Source organism: Runella sp. R0.1_18 (assembly GCF_057652155.1).
Genome location: NZ_JBYFCK010000002.1, coordinates 253,283 through 273,538 on the forward strand (window position 1 = coordinate 253,283; position 20,256 = coordinate 273,538).

At 47.3% G+C, this 20,256-nt stretch carries 15 protein-coding genes; 7 read left to right on the forward strand and 8 right to left on the reverse strand.

The features are described 5' to 3' along the window. Nucleotides 1–7: 7 nt before the first annotated feature. The 8 genes from AC23P2_RS03905 to AC23P2_RS03940 form a co-directional block, all read right to left on the reverse strand. Nucleotides 8–919 carry a DMT family transporter gene (locus AC23P2_RS03905; protein WP_229598806.1) on the reverse strand — a complete coding sequence of 304 codons (912 nt, stop codon included), beginning with the start codon at nucleotides 917–919 and terminating at the stop codon, nucleotides 8–10. A gap of 57 nt (nucleotides 920–976) precedes the next feature. Further along, nucleotides 977–2,104: a mandelate racemase/muconate lactonizing enzyme family protein gene (locus AC23P2_RS03910; RefSeq protein WP_487771982.1), complete on the reverse strand. Its 1,128-nt coding sequence runs from the start codon at nucleotides 2,102–2,104 to the stop codon at nucleotides 977–979. Further along, the gene (locus AC23P2_RS03915) at nucleotides 2,104–3,063 is read right to left on the reverse strand and encodes a 3-hydroxyacyl-CoA dehydrogenase family protein (protein WP_487771983.1); all 960 of its coding nucleotides are present in this window, start codon (nucleotides 3,061–3,063) and stop codon (nucleotides 2,104–2,106) included. Before AC23P2_RS03915 ends, AC23P2_RS03910 begins: the two co-directional genes overlap by 1 nt. A 98-nt stretch (nucleotides 3,064–3,161) precedes the next feature. Continuing rightward, nucleotides 3,162–3,551 carry a RidA family protein gene (locus AC23P2_RS03920; protein ID WP_487771984.1) on the reverse strand — a complete coding sequence of 130 codons (390 nt, stop codon included), beginning with the start codon at nucleotides 3,549–3,551 and terminating at the stop codon, nucleotides 3,162–3,164. Between the two features lie 318 nt (nucleotides 3,552–3,869). Further along, nucleotides 3,870–4,673 carry a creatininase family protein gene (locus tag AC23P2_RS03925; protein WP_487771985.1) on the reverse strand — a complete coding sequence of 268 codons (804 nt, stop codon included), beginning with the start codon at nucleotides 4,671–4,673 and terminating at the stop codon, nucleotides 3,870–3,872. Nucleotides 4,674–4,679: 6 nt separating this feature from the next. Next, complete coding sequence (locus tag AC23P2_RS03930) at nucleotides 4,680–6,467, reverse strand: RagB/SusD family nutrient uptake outer membrane protein (RefSeq protein WP_487771986.1); 1,788 nt, start codon at nucleotides 6,465–6,467, stop codon at nucleotides 4,680–4,682. 136 nt (nucleotides 6,468–6,603) lie between these two features. Further along, nucleotides 6,604–9,768 (reverse strand): SusC/RagA family TonB-linked outer membrane protein, encoded by a 3,165-nt coding sequence (locus tag AC23P2_RS03935; RefSeq protein ID WP_487771987.1) that lies wholly within the window; start codon nucleotides 9,766–9,768, stop codon nucleotides 6,604–6,606. Between the two features lie 315 nt (nucleotides 9,769–10,083). Continuing rightward, on the reverse strand, nucleotides 10,084–10,722 hold the full coding sequence (locus tag AC23P2_RS03940; RefSeq protein WP_028525860.1) for a GntR family transcriptional regulator: 639 nt from the start codon (nucleotides 10,720–10,722) through the stop codon (nucleotides 10,084–10,086). Between the two features lie 155 nt (nucleotides 10,723–10,877). Here AC23P2_RS03940 and AC23P2_RS03945 point away from each other — a divergent pair, with 155 nt between their 5' ends. From AC23P2_RS03945 to AC23P2_RS03975, 7 genes are all read left to right on the forward strand, one after another. Beyond that, the gene (locus AC23P2_RS03945; protein ID WP_487771988.1) at nucleotides 10,878–11,894 is read left to right on the forward strand and encodes a Gfo/Idh/MocA family protein; all 1,017 of its coding nucleotides are present in this window, start codon (nucleotides 10,878–10,880) and stop codon (nucleotides 11,892–11,894) included. A 61-nt stretch (nucleotides 11,895–11,955) separates the two neighbouring features. Further along, the gene (locus AC23P2_RS03950) at nucleotides 11,956–13,350 is read left to right on the forward strand and encodes a DegT/DnrJ/EryC1/StrS family aminotransferase (protein WP_487771989.1); all 1,395 of its coding nucleotides are present in this window, start codon (nucleotides 11,956–11,958) and stop codon (nucleotides 13,348–13,350) included. Beyond that, nucleotides 13,347–14,699, forward strand: coding sequence for a neutral/alkaline non-lysosomal ceramidase N-terminal domain-containing protein (locus AC23P2_RS03955; protein WP_487771990.1), 1,353 nt, complete (start codon nucleotides 13,347–13,349; stop codon nucleotides 14,697–14,699). Before AC23P2_RS03950 ends, AC23P2_RS03955 begins: the two co-directional genes overlap by 4 nt. Nucleotides 14,700–15,184: 485 nt before the next feature. Continuing rightward, complete coding sequence (locus tag AC23P2_RS03960) at nucleotides 15,185–16,450, forward strand: hypothetical protein (protein ID WP_487771991.1); 1,266 nt, start codon at nucleotides 15,185–15,187, stop codon at nucleotides 16,448–16,450. Nucleotides 16,451–16,457: 7 nt separating this feature from the next. Further along, nucleotides 16,458–18,392 carry a PVC-type heme-binding CxxCH protein gene (locus AC23P2_RS03965; protein ID WP_487771992.1) on the forward strand — a complete coding sequence of 645 codons (1,935 nt, stop codon included), beginning with the start codon at nucleotides 16,458–16,460 and terminating at the stop codon, nucleotides 18,390–18,392. A 25-nt stretch (nucleotides 18,393–18,417) separates the two neighbouring features. Then, complete coding sequence (locus tag AC23P2_RS03970) at nucleotides 18,418–18,741, forward strand: high-potential iron-sulfur protein (protein ID WP_487771993.1); 324 nt, start codon at nucleotides 18,418–18,420, stop codon at nucleotides 18,739–18,741. Between the two features lie 120 nt (nucleotides 18,742–18,861). Next, complete coding sequence (locus AC23P2_RS03975; RefSeq protein WP_487771994.1) at nucleotides 18,862–20,229, forward strand: Gfo/Idh/MocA family oxidoreductase; 1,368 nt, start codon at nucleotides 18,862–18,864, stop codon at nucleotides 20,227–20,229. Nucleotides 20,230–20,256 lie beyond the last annotated feature (27 nt).

The window sequence follows — 20,256 nt, forward strand, 5'->3', positions numbered from 1 at the left end:
GTACTGATTATGGATTATTATTAATCATTTTTTTTTGTTGCACTCTGCTATCTACAATAGAAAGAATAAGGGTTGACACTAGCACCAAAAGACCACCAATAATGGCCTGACTATTAAGCTTTTCTCCCAGCCAAAACGCGGCAATTGGCAAACCCATAAAGGTGATAAGATAGTTGGATAAAGCCACTTGGGTCGCGTCCAAATGCTTGAGGGCCTTAAAAAACAATACCATCGAAAGAAAGTTATGAAACACCGTCAGCGAAATCATACCTATCCAAGTATTGGTGGTAAACTCGGGGATTTTGCCAAACATTTCGGGTTCGTAATAAAGCACTAGCGGTGTTAGTAAAATGCACATCACGAGGTAGGTATAAAACACCATTTCGATTTCGGTGTATTTCTCCGCGATTTTCTTGCAGCCTACGTTGTAATACGCGTTGCCCAAAATAGCCAAGAAAATAAGCACATTTCCTAACGCGTATTTCGAACTTAAATCAATACGCTTGATGTCGTCGGTCGAGCAAAGGGCTACCCCGATAATCGCGATGGCAAAACTTACCCAACGCGCCGCATTCATGCGTTCTTTGAGCATCAGAAAGGCAAAAACCGCCGTAATAACGGGCAAGGTAAGCACCAAAATCGCCGCATTGCTGGCCAAAGAGTACTGCGTTCCCCACGTCATTAGTACTTGTGAGGGAAATGCGCCCAACGCCGCCAACTGCACGAAAATCAAGATGTCGGAGAGTTTTTTACCTCCTTTCTTAAAATCGCGTACCACAAACGGCCCCAGCAGAATTGTAGCCAGTAGCATCGGTGCCCACACCGTAAAATACGGCCCGACTTGGTCTTGCGTCAGCTTGATGCTCGTAAAATGAAAGGCCCACATAAAGTTACAAGCAAACAGTATGGTCCAAGACATTGCCGATTTTTTCATAGTAGCCCCCTGCCCCCCAATGGGGGAATTTTCTATTATCTGTTAGTTACAGTTAAATTCACTCACTTTATATTTCTCCAATGCCACTCTGTCTAGCTCAATGCCCAGTCCTGGGCCTTGCGGGACGAGGGCAGCTCCGTTTTCAAATTGAATGGGAGTTACAATCAAATCGTCTTCGCGAACCAATTCCCCAAATAAATCGGAAGGAATGGTGCAGTTGATACTTGCAGCGGCGATGTGCAGCCCCATGGTTTCCGAAATTCCTAAGTCCACTTCCGAACCTCTCCAACAGGCTTTCCCCTCTAAATGAGCGATTTCGGCCAACAGTACGCAGTTATAAGCCGAACCGTTAAAATTATACCCATCCACGGCATCGGCGCGTACAAACGCAATCATGTCACGGATGTCTTGGGTGTAAGGCAACGAAATATGGCGGTACATTGGAATACCCAACGTTTCGCGCAGGTACTTAAACCCTGCGACATCGGCGTGCAAAATGGGGTCTTCCAAACCCAGCATGATGTCGTTTTCTACGCCTTCCATCAATCGAAGCGTGGTAGCCACATCCGTCCAACGTTGGTTGGGATCGAGTAATATTTTAATGCCATCGCCGCATTTTTTCTTGATTTCGGCCGTCCACAAACGCACGGGGTCTTCGTCGGAGCACTTAAACTTGAACGCCTTGTGGCCTTTCTGCATGGCTTCATAGGCTTTTTGCGCGGCATCTTCGGGCGTACGGCGGCCTGTCCAGCCAAAACAATCGACGCGATCGCGGTAGGCTCCACCAAGCAATTGAGCGACGGGTACGTTCAGTATTTTGCCCACCACATCCAGCACCGCCGTCTCAAAAGCTTCGTAAATTCGTTGGTCAGTTATAGGCAATCGACGCCAGTTTAATTGGAGTACATCTTGCCCAACCAATGTTTGCATGGCCTCAGACAATTGCTCTTTAGATGCGCTTCGGTAGGTTTCACCGATACCCGTCAGGCCATTTTTAAGCGTAATTTCAATGATCCACTTGGGTTGATTGGCAAACTCCGTCCAACGCTCGCCCGTCAAAAATTTCTGGGCAAAGGCGGCATCTTTATCTATAACCTCCTCCGAATTTAGGCTTCCGGGCTTGGCAGGCACAATCACCTCCGTGGCTTTAATGGTGTGGATAGTCGTCATTAGGGATTTTCAATCGAACTGGATGAATACTTTTTGGCTAATTTTCGGACGTCATAGCTAAATTCAATAAATTTTTCTTCCCAACGCTCGGCACTTTCGGGCGTGTAGGGGTAGAATCCTTGGGCATTGCTAACGCCCTTGGCACCTGCCGACACAAGGTCTTCCATAAAAGCAGGTGCTTCGGTAGCGTTGCTGAGTTCTGGAAACAAGTCTTTCATAACGGTCAGGTACGCTGGAATGCCCGTCAGGTCCATGAATCGGAAAGGTCCTGCAAACGTAATCCAGTACCCCAAGTCGTTTCGTAACGAACGGTCCACGTCTTCCATGGTAGCGTAGCCGTTTTCGACCAAATAAAAAGCCTCACGCAACATGGCGTACATGATGCGGTTGGTGATAAACCCACGAATGTCTTTTTTCAACAACGAAGGCTCTTTGCCCCAGCTTTCGGCCAACTCGACCATTTTGTAGGCATATTCTAGTTGCGAATCTTTACCACAAATCACCTCCATAAAACGAGTGATGTGGGCAGGCTCAGCCCAGTGAATTCCTAAAACTCGCTCGGGGTGCTGGAGCCCACTTTGGAGAATCGTAACAGGGATTGCCGATGTATTGCTACCAATAATGGCCGTAGGCGAAAGCACCGTTTCTAGCTTTTTATAGACACTTTTCTTTTCATCAACATTTTCGATAATGGATTCAATCACCACTTCGTGCCCCGCCATTTTAGTCACATCGTCGGTGATGGTATGGCGTTTTAATACCTCTTCGGGACGCTCACTCAGAATGCCTTCTTGGTGGAGTTGTTCCAAAAAAGAGAGGATACGCTGCCGTGCTTCATCCACTATGCTTAGGTCTTTGACCAACGATGTCACCTCATGCCCCGCCGCCAAAATACAGGTGGCAATGCTGCTTCCCATTAGCCCCAATCCTACCGTACCAATGCGTTTTTTTTGATTCATACCCTGCAAATTTGAGAATTTGAAAATTCGGTAATTAAGAAATACATCGTGTAATTAATTTTCAAATTGCCTCATTTTCAAATTAGAAAATTGTTCCCCTATTTTTGAGAAATAATCGCTATCGCGTCAATCTCAATTTTAATTCCGTCCGACAGCACCGACTGCACAGTAGTTCTGGCGGGTTTAATCCCCTTGAAAAACGACGCATAAGCGGCATCATAGCGGTCGAAATCGTTAATATCTTCTAAGTGCGTCGTGCATTTGACGATGTCATCGACGGTTCCTCCTGCGGCTTCTACCACCTTTTGAATGTGCGAAAGCGTCAGCAACGTTTCTTCTTCGATGGTTCCGTGAATCACTTCACCCGTGGTCAAGTCGAGTGGGCCTTGGCCGCTGATAAATAACCATTCGCCTACCATCACTCCTGCCGAATAAGCGCCAGTATTGGCGGCTTTATCAGGATGTTTTATTTCTATTTTTTTTGACATAACTATGTTGATTTTCAAATCTTTCAAATCTTTTTTATTTTACCAAAATGTTCGCAAAAAACCAGGTTGACCGCATTAAATAGCTTTTTATTGCTCCAGAGGAGCTACATCTTAGTAGAAAGAATGACCCAGGTATTCCCCCAAGCCCCATCGGGGTGACATCTTTCACCGAGAGTCTGTCGCCCCGACGGAGCCTTGGGAGGTGTGGGACGTGTTTGCTTACCTTTTTCTACTAAGATTTAGCCTCGCTGAGGCTACTTTTTTTAAATGCGTTTAACCTGTCAAAGGGCATTCACTTTGTGTTTCTTTGTACAATTCTTAGGGTTCTTTGTGGTTAAAAAGACGCTCCGACAACGGCCAGTTTTTGAATGATTCTATAAATGTAATTAATCCTTTGATAGCCTGTTCTACTAAATACTTTCCTTTTTCGGCCGTACCCAATTGGGGCTCACCGCTGCTGCCATTGCTCGAAATAAAAGCCGTTTGTTTGAAGACCGTCACCCCGCGATACGGCTCATCATCTTCCCACGGAATGTAGCCATTGCTTTCGGGGCGTTGTGCCCGCTCGACGCGCTCCATCCATACCTTATCGGCAAATAGGTACAGCATCATGCTTGTTTCATATTCGCACGCGTGGCTCAGGGCGGGGCTTTCCATCGGTGGTTCACCCGCAAAGGCTTTTCCACCCACCTCCCAATACGTTGCCAACGCGATAGTAGGCTGGTGGCTTATGTCAAAACGCTTGCTCAACACCGCCAATGCTTGGCGCACGGGGGTGATGTTTCCCCCGTGGCCATTAAGCAAAATAATCTTTTTAAAACCGCTTTCTACCAACGACCCCACCAAATCCATCACCACTTGGGTATAAAGCTCGGGCGAAATACTCATCGTTCCCCCCAAGGATAAATGATGGTGGCTCGACCCAAAAGGCAGTGTAGGACAAAGCAACACCGACTCAGGTAATGCTTTTTCTATCTGCTGAGCAACGTACGTGACAATGTCGGTATCGGTCGAAACCGACAAATGTGGGCCGTGTTGTTCGATGGCGCCCAAAGGCAACACCACCACCTTGTCTTTGGCTGCCTCGTTGAGGTCAGGGTAAGTAGAAGCGTAAAAAAGCATAACGACTTAATAGTTAGGATTTTGCTTCAACACTGGCTGACCGTTTACTACACTTAGGTCGATTTGTGCTTGAGGAATAGGGTATAACTCGGTTTTCCCTTTCTTAAACGTCGCCCCTTTCATGTAGGTAAAGTCATAACCTGGAATGGTCGTCTCGTGCTGTACATAGGCGTTCAAAACGTTGGCCATGTAGCCTGTTCCGTTGTCCCAACGGCGAAGGTCAAAGTAACGATGGCCTTCCATTCCAAACTCAATTTTACGTTCAAAACGCACCGCTTCCCGCGCAAACTCTTTGCCTTTTGCCGTAAACTCGGTGGTATATAAACCCACTTTGTAATTGGCGGCTGGTTCGTTGGTCACTCCTTTTAGTGGTGCAGTGTTGTCCACATACTTTTTCACCCATCCCACTGGATTTGCCGCCCGTGCACGTACACGGTTTACGTATTCCTGCGCTTTGGCCAAACTTCCCACTTCTACTTCCGCTTCTGCTGCCCATAATAACACATCCGCAAAACGAATCATAGTATAGTTATTAGAAGTCCAACGCGATGATGATGAGGTAGTTGCCGCAGCCGCTTGGTAATAAATACTCTTGATAGGGCTGTAAGGGCCAGCGACCGATTGTACACGAACCCAGGCTTTTCCTGGGTGTAATCCCCAATCCAAGTACGGGATTCCACGACGGCCTACTGTCCAGTCCAAACGCGCATCAAGCGTTCCTGCATAAGGCGTAAACGGTGTGCTACTTTCGATTCCTTGGTCGTTTGTAACATCTGAATTGTTGAAGGTATCAATCAACGGTAAACCAGTGGTAGCATCTGTTTTAAACGAATTGACTAAACTAAACGACGGCTGATACGCTCCGCAGCAAGTAGCAGGGCCACCCATCGGGAAGTTGAGGGCATCGCCGTAATTTCCATTTTGGAACGATTCTGCAATCGACATTTGCACAGCAAACACCGATTCAGGGCCGTTTTTCTTAGAAGGGTTAAAGTTGTCGGCATAGTTGACCAAGGCATACTTTGCTCCCGACGAAGTTACGCCATTAGCAATCACATCTTCCAATACCGTTTTGGCTTCCGTGTATTTGTCTTGAAACATGTATGTTTTTGCCAAAAATGCCTTCGCTGCCCAGCTATTGGCACGGCCTACTTCGGTTTTTGTACCAGAAAGGTTGTCGGCTGCAAACTTAAAATCTGCCTCAATTTTAGGCCAAGCTGAGGTCGTATTGGCGACTTTATAATTATCGTTAGCGTAGCTGATGCTTTCGTCCAAATAAGGGATATTTTCCCACATTTTGGCCGCTTCCAAGTGGTACACCGCCCGCAAAAACGTTGCTTCGGCTTTGATTTGCTTGGCTTCTTCTGCCGAAAGTGCAGGATCATTGGTTTTGGCCAAAACCCGCAACACATCGTTGGCGCGTTGTACTCCTGCGTACAATACCATCCATTTGTTGTTGAACGGTGCCAGCGTTGGGTCATAGTTATAACTTTCAACCGCTTCCATCGGTGGCAACGCCGACGCCTGCGTTCCTGTGTGGGCATCGTCAGAGGTTACCCCGCCAAAAATCCAGTTGCTTACCCCCACAAAATAATAGGTGGTGTTAGGTACACCCCAGCCATCGAGCAAGGAATACGCCCCCGTCAAGAGACCATTCAAACCTGCCTTGTTGGCAAGGGTAGCTTCACTGGTAGAACCCAACGCCCCGATTTCGAGGTATTCTTCCTTGCAGGAGTTGGTGGTCAAAATCAACCCCAACCCAGTCGCATATAGTAGTGTTTTAAATCGTTTCATGTAAGTCGATGTTTAGACTATTATTGGTTATCTGTTAATTGTTATCCGTTAATCGTGGTTAGTTTTCAGCTAATTCAGCAAGTAGTAGAGAAACTGATAGACGGTTAACAAATAACAATTAACTGTGCGTAAGCACTTAGAATGAAAGGTTTAGGCCAAAAATAAAATTCTTCTGGTTGTTGGGATAGTTGGCATAGTCGATTCCAAAGGACGAACTGTTTCCGCTCAACTCTGGGTCAAGACCCGTGTATTTGGTGAACGTAAACAAGTTCGCGGCCTGGGCATACAAGCGAAGTTTGCTCATACCATATTTTTTGAGGAACGACGGTTGCACAGTATAACCTACCATCAACGAACGCATTTTGAGGAACGACCCGTTTTCTACGTAAAACGAGTTTGAAACCCCCGATGAACTGAACGAGCCCGTTGACTCGATTTTTGGAATGCTACTATTGGGATTTTCAGGTGTCCAAGCATTCAACAAATCATTGCTTTTTGCCCCAACGTACGTACTAAAGAAGTGCGTAAATGACCGCACAGTATTGTAGATTTCGTTGCCTTGCGAGCCGTACAAAACAGTTGAGAAATCAAAATTGCGGTAAGTCACGCCTAAGTTAAGGCCGTACGTAAAATCAGGGTTAGGGCTTCCGAGGAAGGTGCGGTCGCTGGCGTCGATTTTGCCATCAGCGTTAACGTCTTCGTATTTAAAGCGACCAGGAGCCGCTCCACTTTGGGTCGGCGAAGAAGTTACTTCGGCATCGTTTTTAAACAATCCGATCACTTTGTATCCAAAAAACGAGCTCACAGGCTGACCGATTTGGTTACGTACCACGTTTCCGAGGTTTTGGGTGTTGGCACCATCAAAATACCCTGGACTTGGCGTGTTTACTACTTCGTTTTGGTAGGTAGTAATGTTGGCACCAATGCTGAATTTCAAACTTGGACTAATCGTTTGGCGGTAGGTCAAGGCCAAATCCACCCCTTTGTTTTGGATGTCGCCAATGTTCACCGTTGGCGCCGTAGCTCCCCCAGCCGTAGCAGGAAGCGGTTGGCTAAACAATAAGCCATTGATTGACTTTTTGTAGTATTCGACCGAAACGTCCAATTTGTTGTTCAAGATAGTACCGTCCAAACCGATGTTAGTTACGATGTTTTCCTCCCATCCTGTGTTCGGGTTTCCGATGCTTGTTTGGGCAAAACCTTGTGCCAACGCACCGTTTCCGCCAATATCATAGTAAGCATTAGCAAACGTTCCGCCGAAGAGCGTGTAAGCATTCTGCGGACTTACGTTGTTTTGCGAACCAAGTACCCCGTAGCTTGCTCTCAATTTCAATTCGTTTAGCCAAGCAACATCTTTCAAGAACTCCTCACCCGTCAAGCGCCAGCCGAGCGATACCGAAGGGAAAATACCGTAACGACGATTGGCACCAAAACGCGATGAACCATCGCGACGAACCGTTACGCCTACCAAATATTTGTCATCAAACGAATAATCAACACGGCTAAAAATCGAGAACAAGGTATTGTTGTATGCGCTGCTACCGTTGGTGATGTTGATGGTTCCGTTCGATAAACTCAAATAATCAAAATTGGTTGAAAACAAACGGCTTGCCGAACCAATAAGGTAACGTCCGTAGTTACGAATCGCTTCCGAACCTACAATCACTTTCAGGTTGTTTTTGCCAAATGAATTCGTGTAGGTCAACGTATTCGTCCACATGGTGTTGCTGTTGTACAACGCAATTTCCGAAAACGAGTTAGGGTTCGTATTACCTTCTGAGTTGTTGTAAGGGGTAAAGTTAAAGTTCGTAGCATACTGATTATCAATACTTCCCCCGAAGCTGGTGCGCGCCGTAAAGTGCTTCAAGAAATCAACTTCAGCATACACGTTCCCGATCACATCCCAAGCATTGGTTTTGTTGTTGACGGTGTTCATTTGTACCGCCACAGGGTTCGACGAACTTCCCAATTCAGGCCCTGCGAACGTTCCCCCGTAGTTGCCTCTGATGTCATACACAGGGATAGTTGGCATCGCACGGTACGTCCAAGCGATGGGGTTACCCGTACTCAAGTTGTCAAATCCTGGGTTACGTTTGTAGAACATATAGACGTTTTCACCCACCCGAATGTTGTTTTTAATCTTAAATTGGGTGTTAATACGGGCCGAATAACGCTCCAAATAGCTTTTGAGCATCGTTCCTTGCTGATTGAAATACCCCAACGACACCATGTAATTCGACTTATCAGTACCGCCACTGGCCGTTAGGTTGTGGCTGGTCATCGCGGCGGGCTTAAACAACTCATGGAACCAGTCGGTACCTTCTTTGTTTACGGACTGAATCAAGTAGTTGCGACCTGGGTTGTTGGCATCAAAATTATACTTGGAAGGATCCACCGCTGCATCGCCTGCCTTACCAACGCCCGTTGCACCTGGGCCTCTATACGTAAAGTCAGGAAGACCGTTTTGAAATAAACCTGTCGTCGGGTAGGCAACTTTGGTCAAACGCGCAAAATCCGTTGAATTAAGCAAGTTAAACACGTTTCCTTGCAAAGGTTGTTGGCTTCCGTAGTAGGCATCGTACGAAATAACAGGTTGTCCAGATTTTCCTTTTTTGGTCGTTACTACAATTACCCCGTTCGAGCCACGTACCCCATAAATGGCCGCTGCACCCGCATCTTTCAAGACTTGAATCGACTCTACGTCGTCCGAACTTACGTCGTTGAGTTCTGCCTGAACTCCGTCAACGAGCACCAACGGTTGGGTATTACCAAACGAAGTAATCCCCCGCACGAAGATATTGCTAGGGCTTCCTGGCGCGCCTGAGCTAATGACGTTGACCCCAGCCGCCTGACCTTGAAGGGCTTGCACAGCCGAACCCGACGGAATCGACTTCAACGCCTTCACATCCACCACCGACACCGAGCCTGTAATGTCTTTTTTGCGCTCAGCCGAGTAACCCGTTACCACAACCTCGCCGAGGGTAGTGGTAGAAGGAACTAAGGAAATGTTAAAAGTCGTTTGTGAACCCACATTCAGCTCTTGCGCTTGGTATCCAATGTACGAAATTACCAACACCGCATTCGAGCCAACCGTCAATCTAAATGTACCGTCGGCACCCGTGATGGCACCATTTGTCGTATTTCCTTTAATAAGCACCGAAGCGCCTGCAATGGGCTGAGAATCATCAGCCCCCACCACTTTACCCGAGATTTGGGTTTGGGCGTACACCGCAACGGACATAAGTAGGCAAAGCAATAGCATACTTACCCCTTTTTTTCGGAGTAGGAAGAAGTCATTCATGTGTGTGATGTTTTTTTAAAGAAAAGAGTTAATAGTAAATAGGGCTTTGCATTTAATGGTGTTTTAATAAGGGTTATTGGTAACATTCTCAATTCTCCAAATCTAGTTAGGCATTACGCGACTTTTGCCTACATATCTTTGCTGAATTTGTTTACAAAGAAAACTTATTTTTGTAAACAAAAAAAGTTATGTTAATTTTTTTTTACGAAACACTTTCTTCCCTATGCCCCTCAAAATCAAAACCCCAAGGGTTGGCTACGAGCGCAACTTACCCTTGGGGCGGTTAGAATACTATTATATACTATATATGAAGGCTCAATCCAACTCCAACGCCTCTACTTCTCCGCGCAACAAGTGCTTCGACAAAGTTTCTTCTGCCAACTTTACATCTTTCTCTTTCAATGCTTTCAACAACTGCCGATGCTCTTGGTCAGTAAGCTCGTAGTCATCCATGTGGGTTTGAGATTTTCCCAGCTTTTGGTGAAAAAGTGGAATGTTACTGATTTCGTAAATGTCTTTCAACTTGTCATTTTGGGCAAAATCAATGAGTGTTTCGTGAAATTTAACATCCGCTTCGCAAGCTCCACCAAAATACCCACGCTCTACCATCGACGAAAAATCGTTACAAATCTCTTCCAACTTGCGAATCCCCTCTTCATCAATCTTTTGAATAGCCAACCGAATCGCCCCCAATTCCAATATTTCGCGCAATTCACGAATCTGACGTACATCTTCCACACTCATCGACTTCACAAAGTACCCCCCTTTTTCGCCCGTTTCAATCAACTGCTCCCCCAATAGCCGCGTCAATGCCTCACGCACCGCCATGCGGTTCACATCTAAACGCTTGGCCCAGATATCTTCCTTTAGCCTAGTACCCGACACCAATTGGTTCGACAGAATTTTTTTGCGAAGCTCATTATATACTTTATTTGCGAGGGAATCTACTTTCATATTTTGTAGTCAAATTTTATGCAAAAATGTAAACAAATTTTAAGTATCTTTGTAAAGTTAAAAAATATTTATCCAATGACACCGTAATAGTAGTACAAATATGTCTTCCTAAATATAGATAATATATTGTCTATACCCAATCATCTGTTTTCATCATGGAAAAAACCACATTTACTAGAAGAAATTTTGTTAAAAGCGCTACTGTCGGAAGTTTATCGCTGTCGGCCCTTGCCCCTTCCTCTTTTACGTCTGCGCCCTCAACGGTAGCCGTAGGCAAGCGAGTGGGTATTATTGGCCTTGATACCTCACACAGTACCGCCTTTACCAAAGTTCTCAATGCGTCTGATGCTAGCCCCGACTACCAAGGCTACAAAATAGTCGCAGCCTATCCCCACGGCAGCAAAGACATTGAAAGTAGCACCAAACGCATTCCTAGTTATACCGAAGAAGTAAAAAAATTGAACGTAGAAATTGTTGATTCGATTGAAGCACTTTTGGCCAAAGTTGATGTGGTTTTGCTGGAAACCAACGATGGCCGCCGCCACCTCGAACAACTCCTCCCCGTTCTTAAAGCAGGAAAACGCGTATTTATCGACAAACCCATTGCCGCCTCGCTTTCCGACGTCCTCACCATCTTTGAAACCGCCAAAAAATACCAAATGCCACTTTTCTCCGCCTCTTCGTTGCGGCACATAAAAGGCGTAGAAAAAGTGGATAAAACCAAAGTCGTAGGCGCTGATACCTTTAGCCCTGCGGTGTTGGAAAAAACGCACCCCGATTTATTCTGGTACGGTATTCACGGCGTCGAAACGCTTTATACCGTCATGGGTACGGGCTGCAAACAAGTGATTAGAATCAACAACGAAGGTACTGACATTGTGGTAGGTACCTGGGCCGACGGGCGCGTGGGCACCTTTCGCGGAACACGCACGGGTAAACACGACTATGGCGGTACAGTTTACACCCAAAATGGCAACATCGTACTCGGACCTTATGGCGGCTACGAACCTCTATTAAAGGACATTGTCTCGTATTTTGAAACGGGCCAAGTGCCCGTAACACCAGAAGAAACCATTGAAATTTTTGCCTTTATGGAAGCCGCCGACGAAAGCAAACGCCAAGGCGGTGCCCCCGTAACACTCGAAAGTGTGTTAAAAAAGGCGAGAAAATAGTCATTATTTTTAAACAGCCTTTCCAAGGTTTTGAACCTTGGAAAGGATAACATTCATCAATATGCCTTCCCAACCCTTTTCACGACGCGAGTTTCTCAAACGAAATTCGCTCACGGGACTCGGCGCTGCCTTGGCTCCCACACTGCTAACGCCCTCACCCGCAGAAGCTAACGCAAAATCAGTCACATTTTCGTTGGCAGAGCCTCCAGCGTTGTTGGGAGGCAAACCCGTACGGACGCAACAATGGCCTACGTGGCCGATTTGGAAACCCGAAACGGATGAAAAACAACTCCTCGAAGTCCTCCGCAGCGGCGTTTGGTCACGGGCCAATGTCGTCAGCGACTTTGAAGCAAAATGGGCACAAGCCGTCGGAGCGAAGCGTTCGTTGGCCGTGGTCAATGGCACCAACGCCCTCATCACGGCATTGGCACAACTCAACATTCGCGGTGGCGATGAAGTACTTGTTCCGCCTTATACATTTATCGGAACGGTCGCGCCTGTCATTGCCAACGGCGCTATGCCCGTGTTTGTCGATGTTGACCCCGAGACGTTTCAGATTGACCCTGCCAAAATTGAAGCCAAAATCACACCTCGTACCAAAGCCATTATCCCCGTACATATTTTAGGTTTGCCCGCCAACATGCCGCAGATTCTGGCCATTGCCAAAAAACACAAATTGGCCGTGATTGAAGATGCTTGTCAGGCGCATTTTGCCGAAATCAACCACCAAAAAGTGGGAACGTTTGGTGATGCGGGCTGTTTTAGCTTCCAAAATTCCAAAAACTTAGCCATCGGCGAAGCGGGAGCGATTGTGAGCAACAACGACTTGTTTATGGATCGTTGCTTTTCGTACCACAACTACGGCAATCCTTACGGCATGGCCTCGGGAGTGATTGGCGCGGGCACCATTATGCAAGGCAACAAACAACGCATTACTGAATACCAAGCCGCCATTGGGTTGGCACAACTCAAACGGTTGGAAGGAGAAACCAACCTACGCAACGAAAATGCGGCTTACCTAAAAGCCAAAATTGAACAAATTCCAGGTGTTATTCCGTACAAACTGTACGACAATGTCACCAAAGCCGCATTCCATTTATTCCCATTCCGTTATCAAAAATCGGCCTTTAAAGGACTTTCACGCGACACGTTCTTAAAAGCGCTGACGGCCGAGGGAATCCCATGTTCGAAAGGTTACGCGACCCTCAACAACATGCCTTACCTCGACGATGCTTTCCAATCGAAAAATTTCCAGAAAATGTACCCCAAAGCCATGCTGGATTTTAAAAGCTACGTGGAGCGAAACCATTGCCCCAACAACGACCGCCTCTGTAACGAAGAAGCCGTTTGGTTCACCCAAAATATGCTCCTCGGTACACGCTCCGACATGGACGACATCGCTAATGCCATCGAAAAAATCTTTACCCACGCCGATAAACTCCTGACAATGAAATGAGAAAGCATCTTTGGCTGGTGGGTCTATTCATTATTTCAACCACCTTTGCAAAAGGCTGGAAAGCAGGCGTTTCCAAAGTTGTCATTACGCCCAAAGAAGCGATTTGGCAAGCAGGCTATGCGTCGCGCACGCACGCTTCGGAAGGAAAACTGCACGATTTGTGGGCCAAAGCAGTGGCACTGGAGGACGAAAATGGCCAACGCTCAGTGCTGGTCACTACCGATATGCTGGGCTTTCCCAAAGCCATGTCTGACCGCATCCGAAGCCAGCTACAAGCACGTTTTGGTTTGAGTAAAGCGAATGTTCTCTTGAACAGTTCGCACACGCATTCTGGCCCTGTATTGTACAACGCCCTGCACGACATTTATCCCCTCAATGCCGCCGAAGAAGTCAAAATCGACCAGTATTCGCGTTGGTTGGAGGGGCAAGTGGTGGAGTTAATAGGCAATGCGTTAAAAAACTTGGAACCCGTTGAGCTGTTTTCCCAAAATGGCGTCACTCGTTTTCAGGTCAACCGACGCAACAACAAAGAAGGGGCTTTGCTCGAACAAACTGAATTAAAAGGCCCCAACGACTACGCCGTCCCTGTCATCAAAGCCGTGACGCCCAAAGGGAAGCTCAAAGCCATCGTTTTCGGCTACGCTTGCCACCCTACCGTGCTTGACCTTTACGCCCTTTCGGGTGATTACCCTGGTTTTGCCCAAATTGAGTTAGAAAAAGCGCATCCCGAAGCCACTGCTTTGTTTTTTCAAGGCGCGGCAGGCGATCAAAACCCTTTGCCCCGCCGCACGGTTTCGTTGGCCAAGCAATACGGCAAAGAACTCGCCGCTGCTGTGGAACGGGTGTTAGAAGAACCCATGAAACCCCTTTCGGCACAGTTTCAATCGGCTTATGCCGAGGTCACATTGCCGCTTTCGGCACCACCTACGGAGGCACAACTATTGAAAATCCAACAAACCGAAGCTCCCTACATGCAGCGTTGGGCAGCTCGCTTGCTCAGTGAAATGAAGCAAGGCAAGCCGTTTGTGTCGTCTTACCCCTACCCCATCCAACTCTGGAAAATAGGCGAACAGGCTTTGTTCAGTTTTGGGGGAGAACTGGTCATTGAATACGCCATCGAGTGCAAAAAGCGCTACGGAACGAACATTTTTGTAGCGGCTTATTCCAACGATGTTATGGGGTATATTCCTTCTGCTACCATTCTGAAGGAAGGGGGATACGAAGGCGAGTCATCGCAAATGGTCTATGGATTACCGAGTATTTGGGACGCTTCTGTTCCTAGCTTGATTTATAATGAAATTGACAAACTAGCACAGCAAATTAAGCTCGTCAAGCTCGCCCCGAAATGATTTCGGGGCGAAACAGGGCTTAAAGTCTCCGACTTTAAAAGCTAAACCCAGTTGTGAGCAACCGCCACGCGAGGGTATAAGTACCCTCGCACACTCGACACGCTCGCCCCGAAATGATTTCGGGGCGAAAAAAGGCTTAAAGTCTCCGACTTTAAAAGCTAAACCCAGTTATGAGCAACCGCCACGCAAGGGTATAAGTACCCTCGCACACACAGCACACGCTCGCCCCGAAATGATTTCGGGGCGAAAAATGGCTTAAAGTCTCCGACTTTAACAATGAAACAAGGTTGTAAGCAACCGCCAAGCGAGGGTATGAGTACCCTCACACACTCGACACGCTCGCCCCGAAATGGTTTCGGGGCGAAAAATGGCTTAAAGTCTCCGACTTTAACAACGAAACCCAGTTGTGAGCAACCGCCACGCAAGGGTATAAGTACCCTTGCGCACACACCAAAAATTATTTTTGTTCAAAAAAACACAACCACATGAATTCACTTACTGCCAAAGCCTACTTTTCGGGTTTTGAGTTAGCTCACGATACCTACAACGCCATTTCGGCGGCGAGTAACGGTAAAATTTATTACGTTCTTTGCTCAGAATCATACGACATCGGCGGACAAATGTATGCTTACGACCCCGCCACGGACCAAACCGAATGGGTAGCCGACCTCACCGACGTCTGCGGCGAAAAAGAAGCCAACGCCATTCCACAGGGTAAAAGTCACGTTCGTTTTTACGAAAACAACGGCAAACTTTATTTTGCCACTCACATTGGCGTCTATGAGATGATTGAAGGCATGGAACGACTTCCTACCCAAGCGCCCAACGGTAAAAAACTCTACCCAGGTGGGCATTTTCTTTCCTACGATTTGGCTACGGGTCAATTTGAAGATTTAGCCCTTGCCCCTGATGGCGAAGGGATTTTAACCATGACCATCGACCGTGAGCGTGGACACTTGTACGGCATTACTTGGCCGTTGGGGTATTTTATTGACCTCGACCTTTCTACCAAAACCCTTAAAAAAGTTGCGTTAGTTTCGGCCAATGGTGAAGCTGGGATTCCTGGAGATGACTACCGCGTGTTGTGCCGTTCGATGCTCGTTGACCCCCGCGACGGCCACGTTTATTTTTCAACCGCCGAAGGGGATATTTTTACTTATCATCCTGATAATGAAGAGCTAACTAAGCTAGAAAACGTTGACTTACGTATCGACTATTTTGGCAAATATGACCCCAAACATCCAGGCAGCATGGGGTACAATTGGCGAAAAATTTTCTGGTATGCCCCTGAACAAGTCGCCTACGGTATCCACGGAAATTCGGGGTATTTGTTCCGTTTTGACCCCAAAGCCCAAAAAATAGAACTTGTTGAGCGCCTCACGTCGGAGCCTTCGCGCAAAAGTGGCATGTTCGACCAGTTTAGCTACGGGTATTTGGGCTTCCAATTAGGCCCCGACCACGAAACCATCTACTACCTCACAGGTGGCCCCATTTATATCGACGGAAAACGCGTAAAAGGAGCTGACCAAATTGCGAAAGGAGCCGCCAAAGGGCTCGAAAATCTGCATTTGGTGACGTACCATTTACCGACCCACACTTACCACGACCACGGCCCGATTTTCTACGCCGATAGCAGCCGCCCTACTTACGTCAATTCCGTTGCCATTGGTGCCGATAAGTCGGTTTATACCTTGGCACGTTTCGACCACCAAGGACACGAGATTCAAGATTTAGTAAAAATCAGCTTGTAATATCCCAATGAATGCCTCGAAAAAACTCCTCTTCTTCGCACTTGTAGGACTCAGTTGGTCGTGTGCGCATTATACCGAACCCCTCACCCCCGACGAAGCCCTCAAAAGCTTTACTTTGAGCGACGACCGCCTCCAAGTCGAAGTATTTGCCACCGAACCGCAAGTGCTCGACCCCGTTGAAATGGTGTTTGACGAAGAGGGAAATGCGTTTGTGGTCGAAATGCCCGACTACCCTTCCAAACCCGAAGATGGTACGTTGGGAGGAGCCATTCGGTTACTGCGCGATACCAATCAAGACGGTCGCATTGATTCGGCCATTGTTTTTGCGGATAATCTCTCCGAAGCTACCAGCGTATTACCGTGGGAAGGAGGTTTGTTGGTAGCCGCCGCTCCCGATATTTTGTTTTTAAAAGATACCACAGGCGATTACCGCGCCGATATTCGTGAGGTACTTTTTACGGGCTTTTTTGCCAACAATTCGGAAGCACAAATCACCAATTTGCACTACAACGTCGATAACTGGATTTATGCCTCTAATTGTGGGCAAGATGGGTTGGTAAAATTTATGCGTGACCCCAAGCTGCCGCCGATTTCGGTCAAAGGCGGCGATTTTCGTTTTCGTCTCGACCGAGGGCAGTTTGAAATTGAATCGAGTACGGGACAATTTGGGATGTCGATCGATGACTGGGGAAACCGCTTTTTTACCGAAAACTCTTTGCACATTCAGCACGCCCCCATTGCAGGACGTTATTTGTTCCGCCATACCTTTTTGCCGTCGTATGATGTCGCTTTAAATATCTCCGACCACGATCCTGAGATGTTTCAGCAAACCCCCGCTCCTTACTGGCGTCAAGAACGAACCAAACGCCGTAATGAACAGTTTGCCGAAGCTAAACTCGACCGCCACGAATACGCCGAAGATCATTTTACGGGAGCTTCAGGAGGAACGTTTTATGGAGGGAACTTACTACCTGAGGAGTACCGTGGCTCCGTATTTACGGGCGAAGTGGCGGGAAATTTGATTCACCGTGACGTTGTCCAACCTTTGCCCAACAGCCCAACGTTTGTGGCGAAACGTGGCGAAAAGGAAAAAACGCAAGAGTTTTTAACCTCTTCTGATCCGTGGTTTCGGCCTGCGCAACTGAGCGTGGGACCCAACGGCGTGCTGTACGTCATCGACATGTACCGACAGCACATCGAAACTCCCACGGCCATTCCTGAAGATTTGAAAGAAGAAATGGATTTTTTCAACGGCAACAAACTCGGACGCATTTACCAAATTGTTCCCAAAGGAGCCAAACCAACGCAAGAAGTGCCTAAATTACGTTCAAAATCGTCGGCCGAATTGGTGACTCTTTTAGCCCATCCGCAACAATGGTGGCGGCTCAATGCCCAGCGGCTTTTGCTCGAAAAGAAAGATAAATCGGTGCTTTCCGCCGTGACTGATATTTTTTTAACACATCCCGACGCCCGCGCTCGTTTGCACGCGTTTTTTGTCTTGGAAGGACTTAATGCACTGACACCCAATTTGATCAAAAAAGCCATCACTGACGCTCAGCCCGACCTCCGCGCGTATGGCCTTATCGAAGCTGAAAAATGGCCTGAGTTAGTACCGCAACTTATCGAAAAAACCACTGACCTATCGCCAAAAGTATCGTTTCAAGCTTGTTTGAGCCTTGGACAGTACAAAACCCTTGCTGCTTCAGAAGCTTTAGCGAAAGCCCTCATTCCGCACATTCAGGATAAATGGTACCGCATGGGAATTTTAAGTTCGGAGACAGGAGCCTCTTTTGCACTCATTGACGTATTGCAAAAGGAAGGTTTTTTTGCCCAAATGACACCCGACAAAGAAAGTTTCCTCAAAGACTTTGGTCATGTGGTGCGTACCCGCAATCGCTCGGGAGAAGCCCAGCGCTTAGCCCTTTTGTTGGGGAAGAAATAACAGGTTTATTTTATCATTAACCCGCATGAAAAGAAGAGAATTTATTGCCACCGCGTTAACGATATTACCCGCCACCGCATTTTTGGTGAGTAGCTGTCAACCAAAATCGGCTTCTCATTCTGAAAATACCGACCCTTGCAAAGATTTTTCAAACGTTAGTGAGAATGACCTAAAAACTCGGAAAAAATTGGGGTATGTCGATGCCTCGCCCCGTGCCGAATCTCAGTGTGGAAACTGTAATTTGTGGCTTCCTCCCAAAGACGGAAAAGCCTGCGGTGGCTGTATGCTGTTCAAAGGCCCCGTTCAAACGGCAGGTTATTGTACGTATTGGGCACCGCAGAGTAAATAACGAACCTTTCCAAGTTTCATAAAGCGCAGAAACCAAACTTGGAAAGTTTGATAAAAGCCCAAACTATGCTCTATTTTTGCAGGCGTCAATAAACACATTATTTCTAACCAAAACCTTTACATGAGCAAAAACTCAACTTCATCCAACAGCGCTTCTCGCCGCGATTTTCTCAAAAAAAGCCTAACAGGAACGGCCGTTTTGACCGTAGGTGGAGTTCTTCCTGGTTTTAGTGCAAAAAGTTATGCCAACATTTTGGGCGCTAACGACAAGGTACGCCTCGGTGTCATGGGAGTCAATAGCCGTGGGTTTGCCTTGGCAACCAACTTTGCCCTCCAACCTAACTGCGAAGTCGTCAGTATTTCAGACGTCGATTCAAAAGCCGCTGCAAAGTGCGTGGCAGGGGTAGAGAAAATCCAGAACCGCAAGCCAAAAGAAACGCCTGATTTTCGCAAATCACTGGAAGACAAAGACATGGACGGACTCATCGTTGCCGCTCCTGACCACTGGCACGCACCTGCCGCTATTTTGGCTTCCAAAGCAGGCAAACATGTGTATTTGGAAAAACCATGCAGCCATAACCCGCACGAAGGCGAACTATTGATGGCCGTAGCCGCGAAGTACAAGAACGTGATTCAGATGGGAAACCAGCGTCGGTCGTGGCCCAACGTTAAGCAAGCCATCAAGGAAATCCACGACGGCGTGATTGGTCGCCCGTATTTTGCCAAAGGCTGGTACACCAACAACCGCCCAACCATCGGAACGGGCAAAGCAACGGCCGTGCCGTCGTGGCTCAACTTTGACCTGTGGCAAGGCCCTGCGCCGCGCCGTGCGTACAAAGACAACATCATTCACTACAACTGGCACTGGTTTTGGAATTGGGGAACGGGCGAAGCCCTCAACAACGGCACCCACATGCTCGACCTCATGCGTTGGGGATTGCAGGTAAGCTATCCGACCAAAGTTTCGTCTTCAGGAGGTCGTTACCGCTTTCAAGATGACTGGGAAACACCAGATACCCAAGTAATTAACCTTGAATTTGGCAAAGATAAATTCATGACGTGGGAAGGCCGTAGCTGCAACAGCCGCAATATCGAAGGCAGCAGCGTAGGCGTTTCGTTTTACGGAGAAAAGGGTACGTTGGAGTACGGCGGCGGTAATGCCTACAAAATTTATGACTTGGACAACAAGGTCATCAAAGACGTTACCAACGATATGCCGATTGACCCTCGCAACAAAATGAATCCTTCGCAAGCATTGGACGCCACTCACTTCCAAAACTTCGTTGAAGCCATCAAAAAAGGGACACCGTTGGCATCCGATATTATAAGCGGGCACCAAAGTACGCTTTTGTGTCAGTTGGGCAACATCGCTTTGCGTTCCAACAGCATTTTGGACATTGACCCTACCAACGGACACATCAAGAACAACAAAGAAGCGCAGAAATTCTGGAAACGTGAGTACGAAAAAGGCTGGGAGCCAACGCTGTAACGATTCTATCTAAACCTAACTAACTTC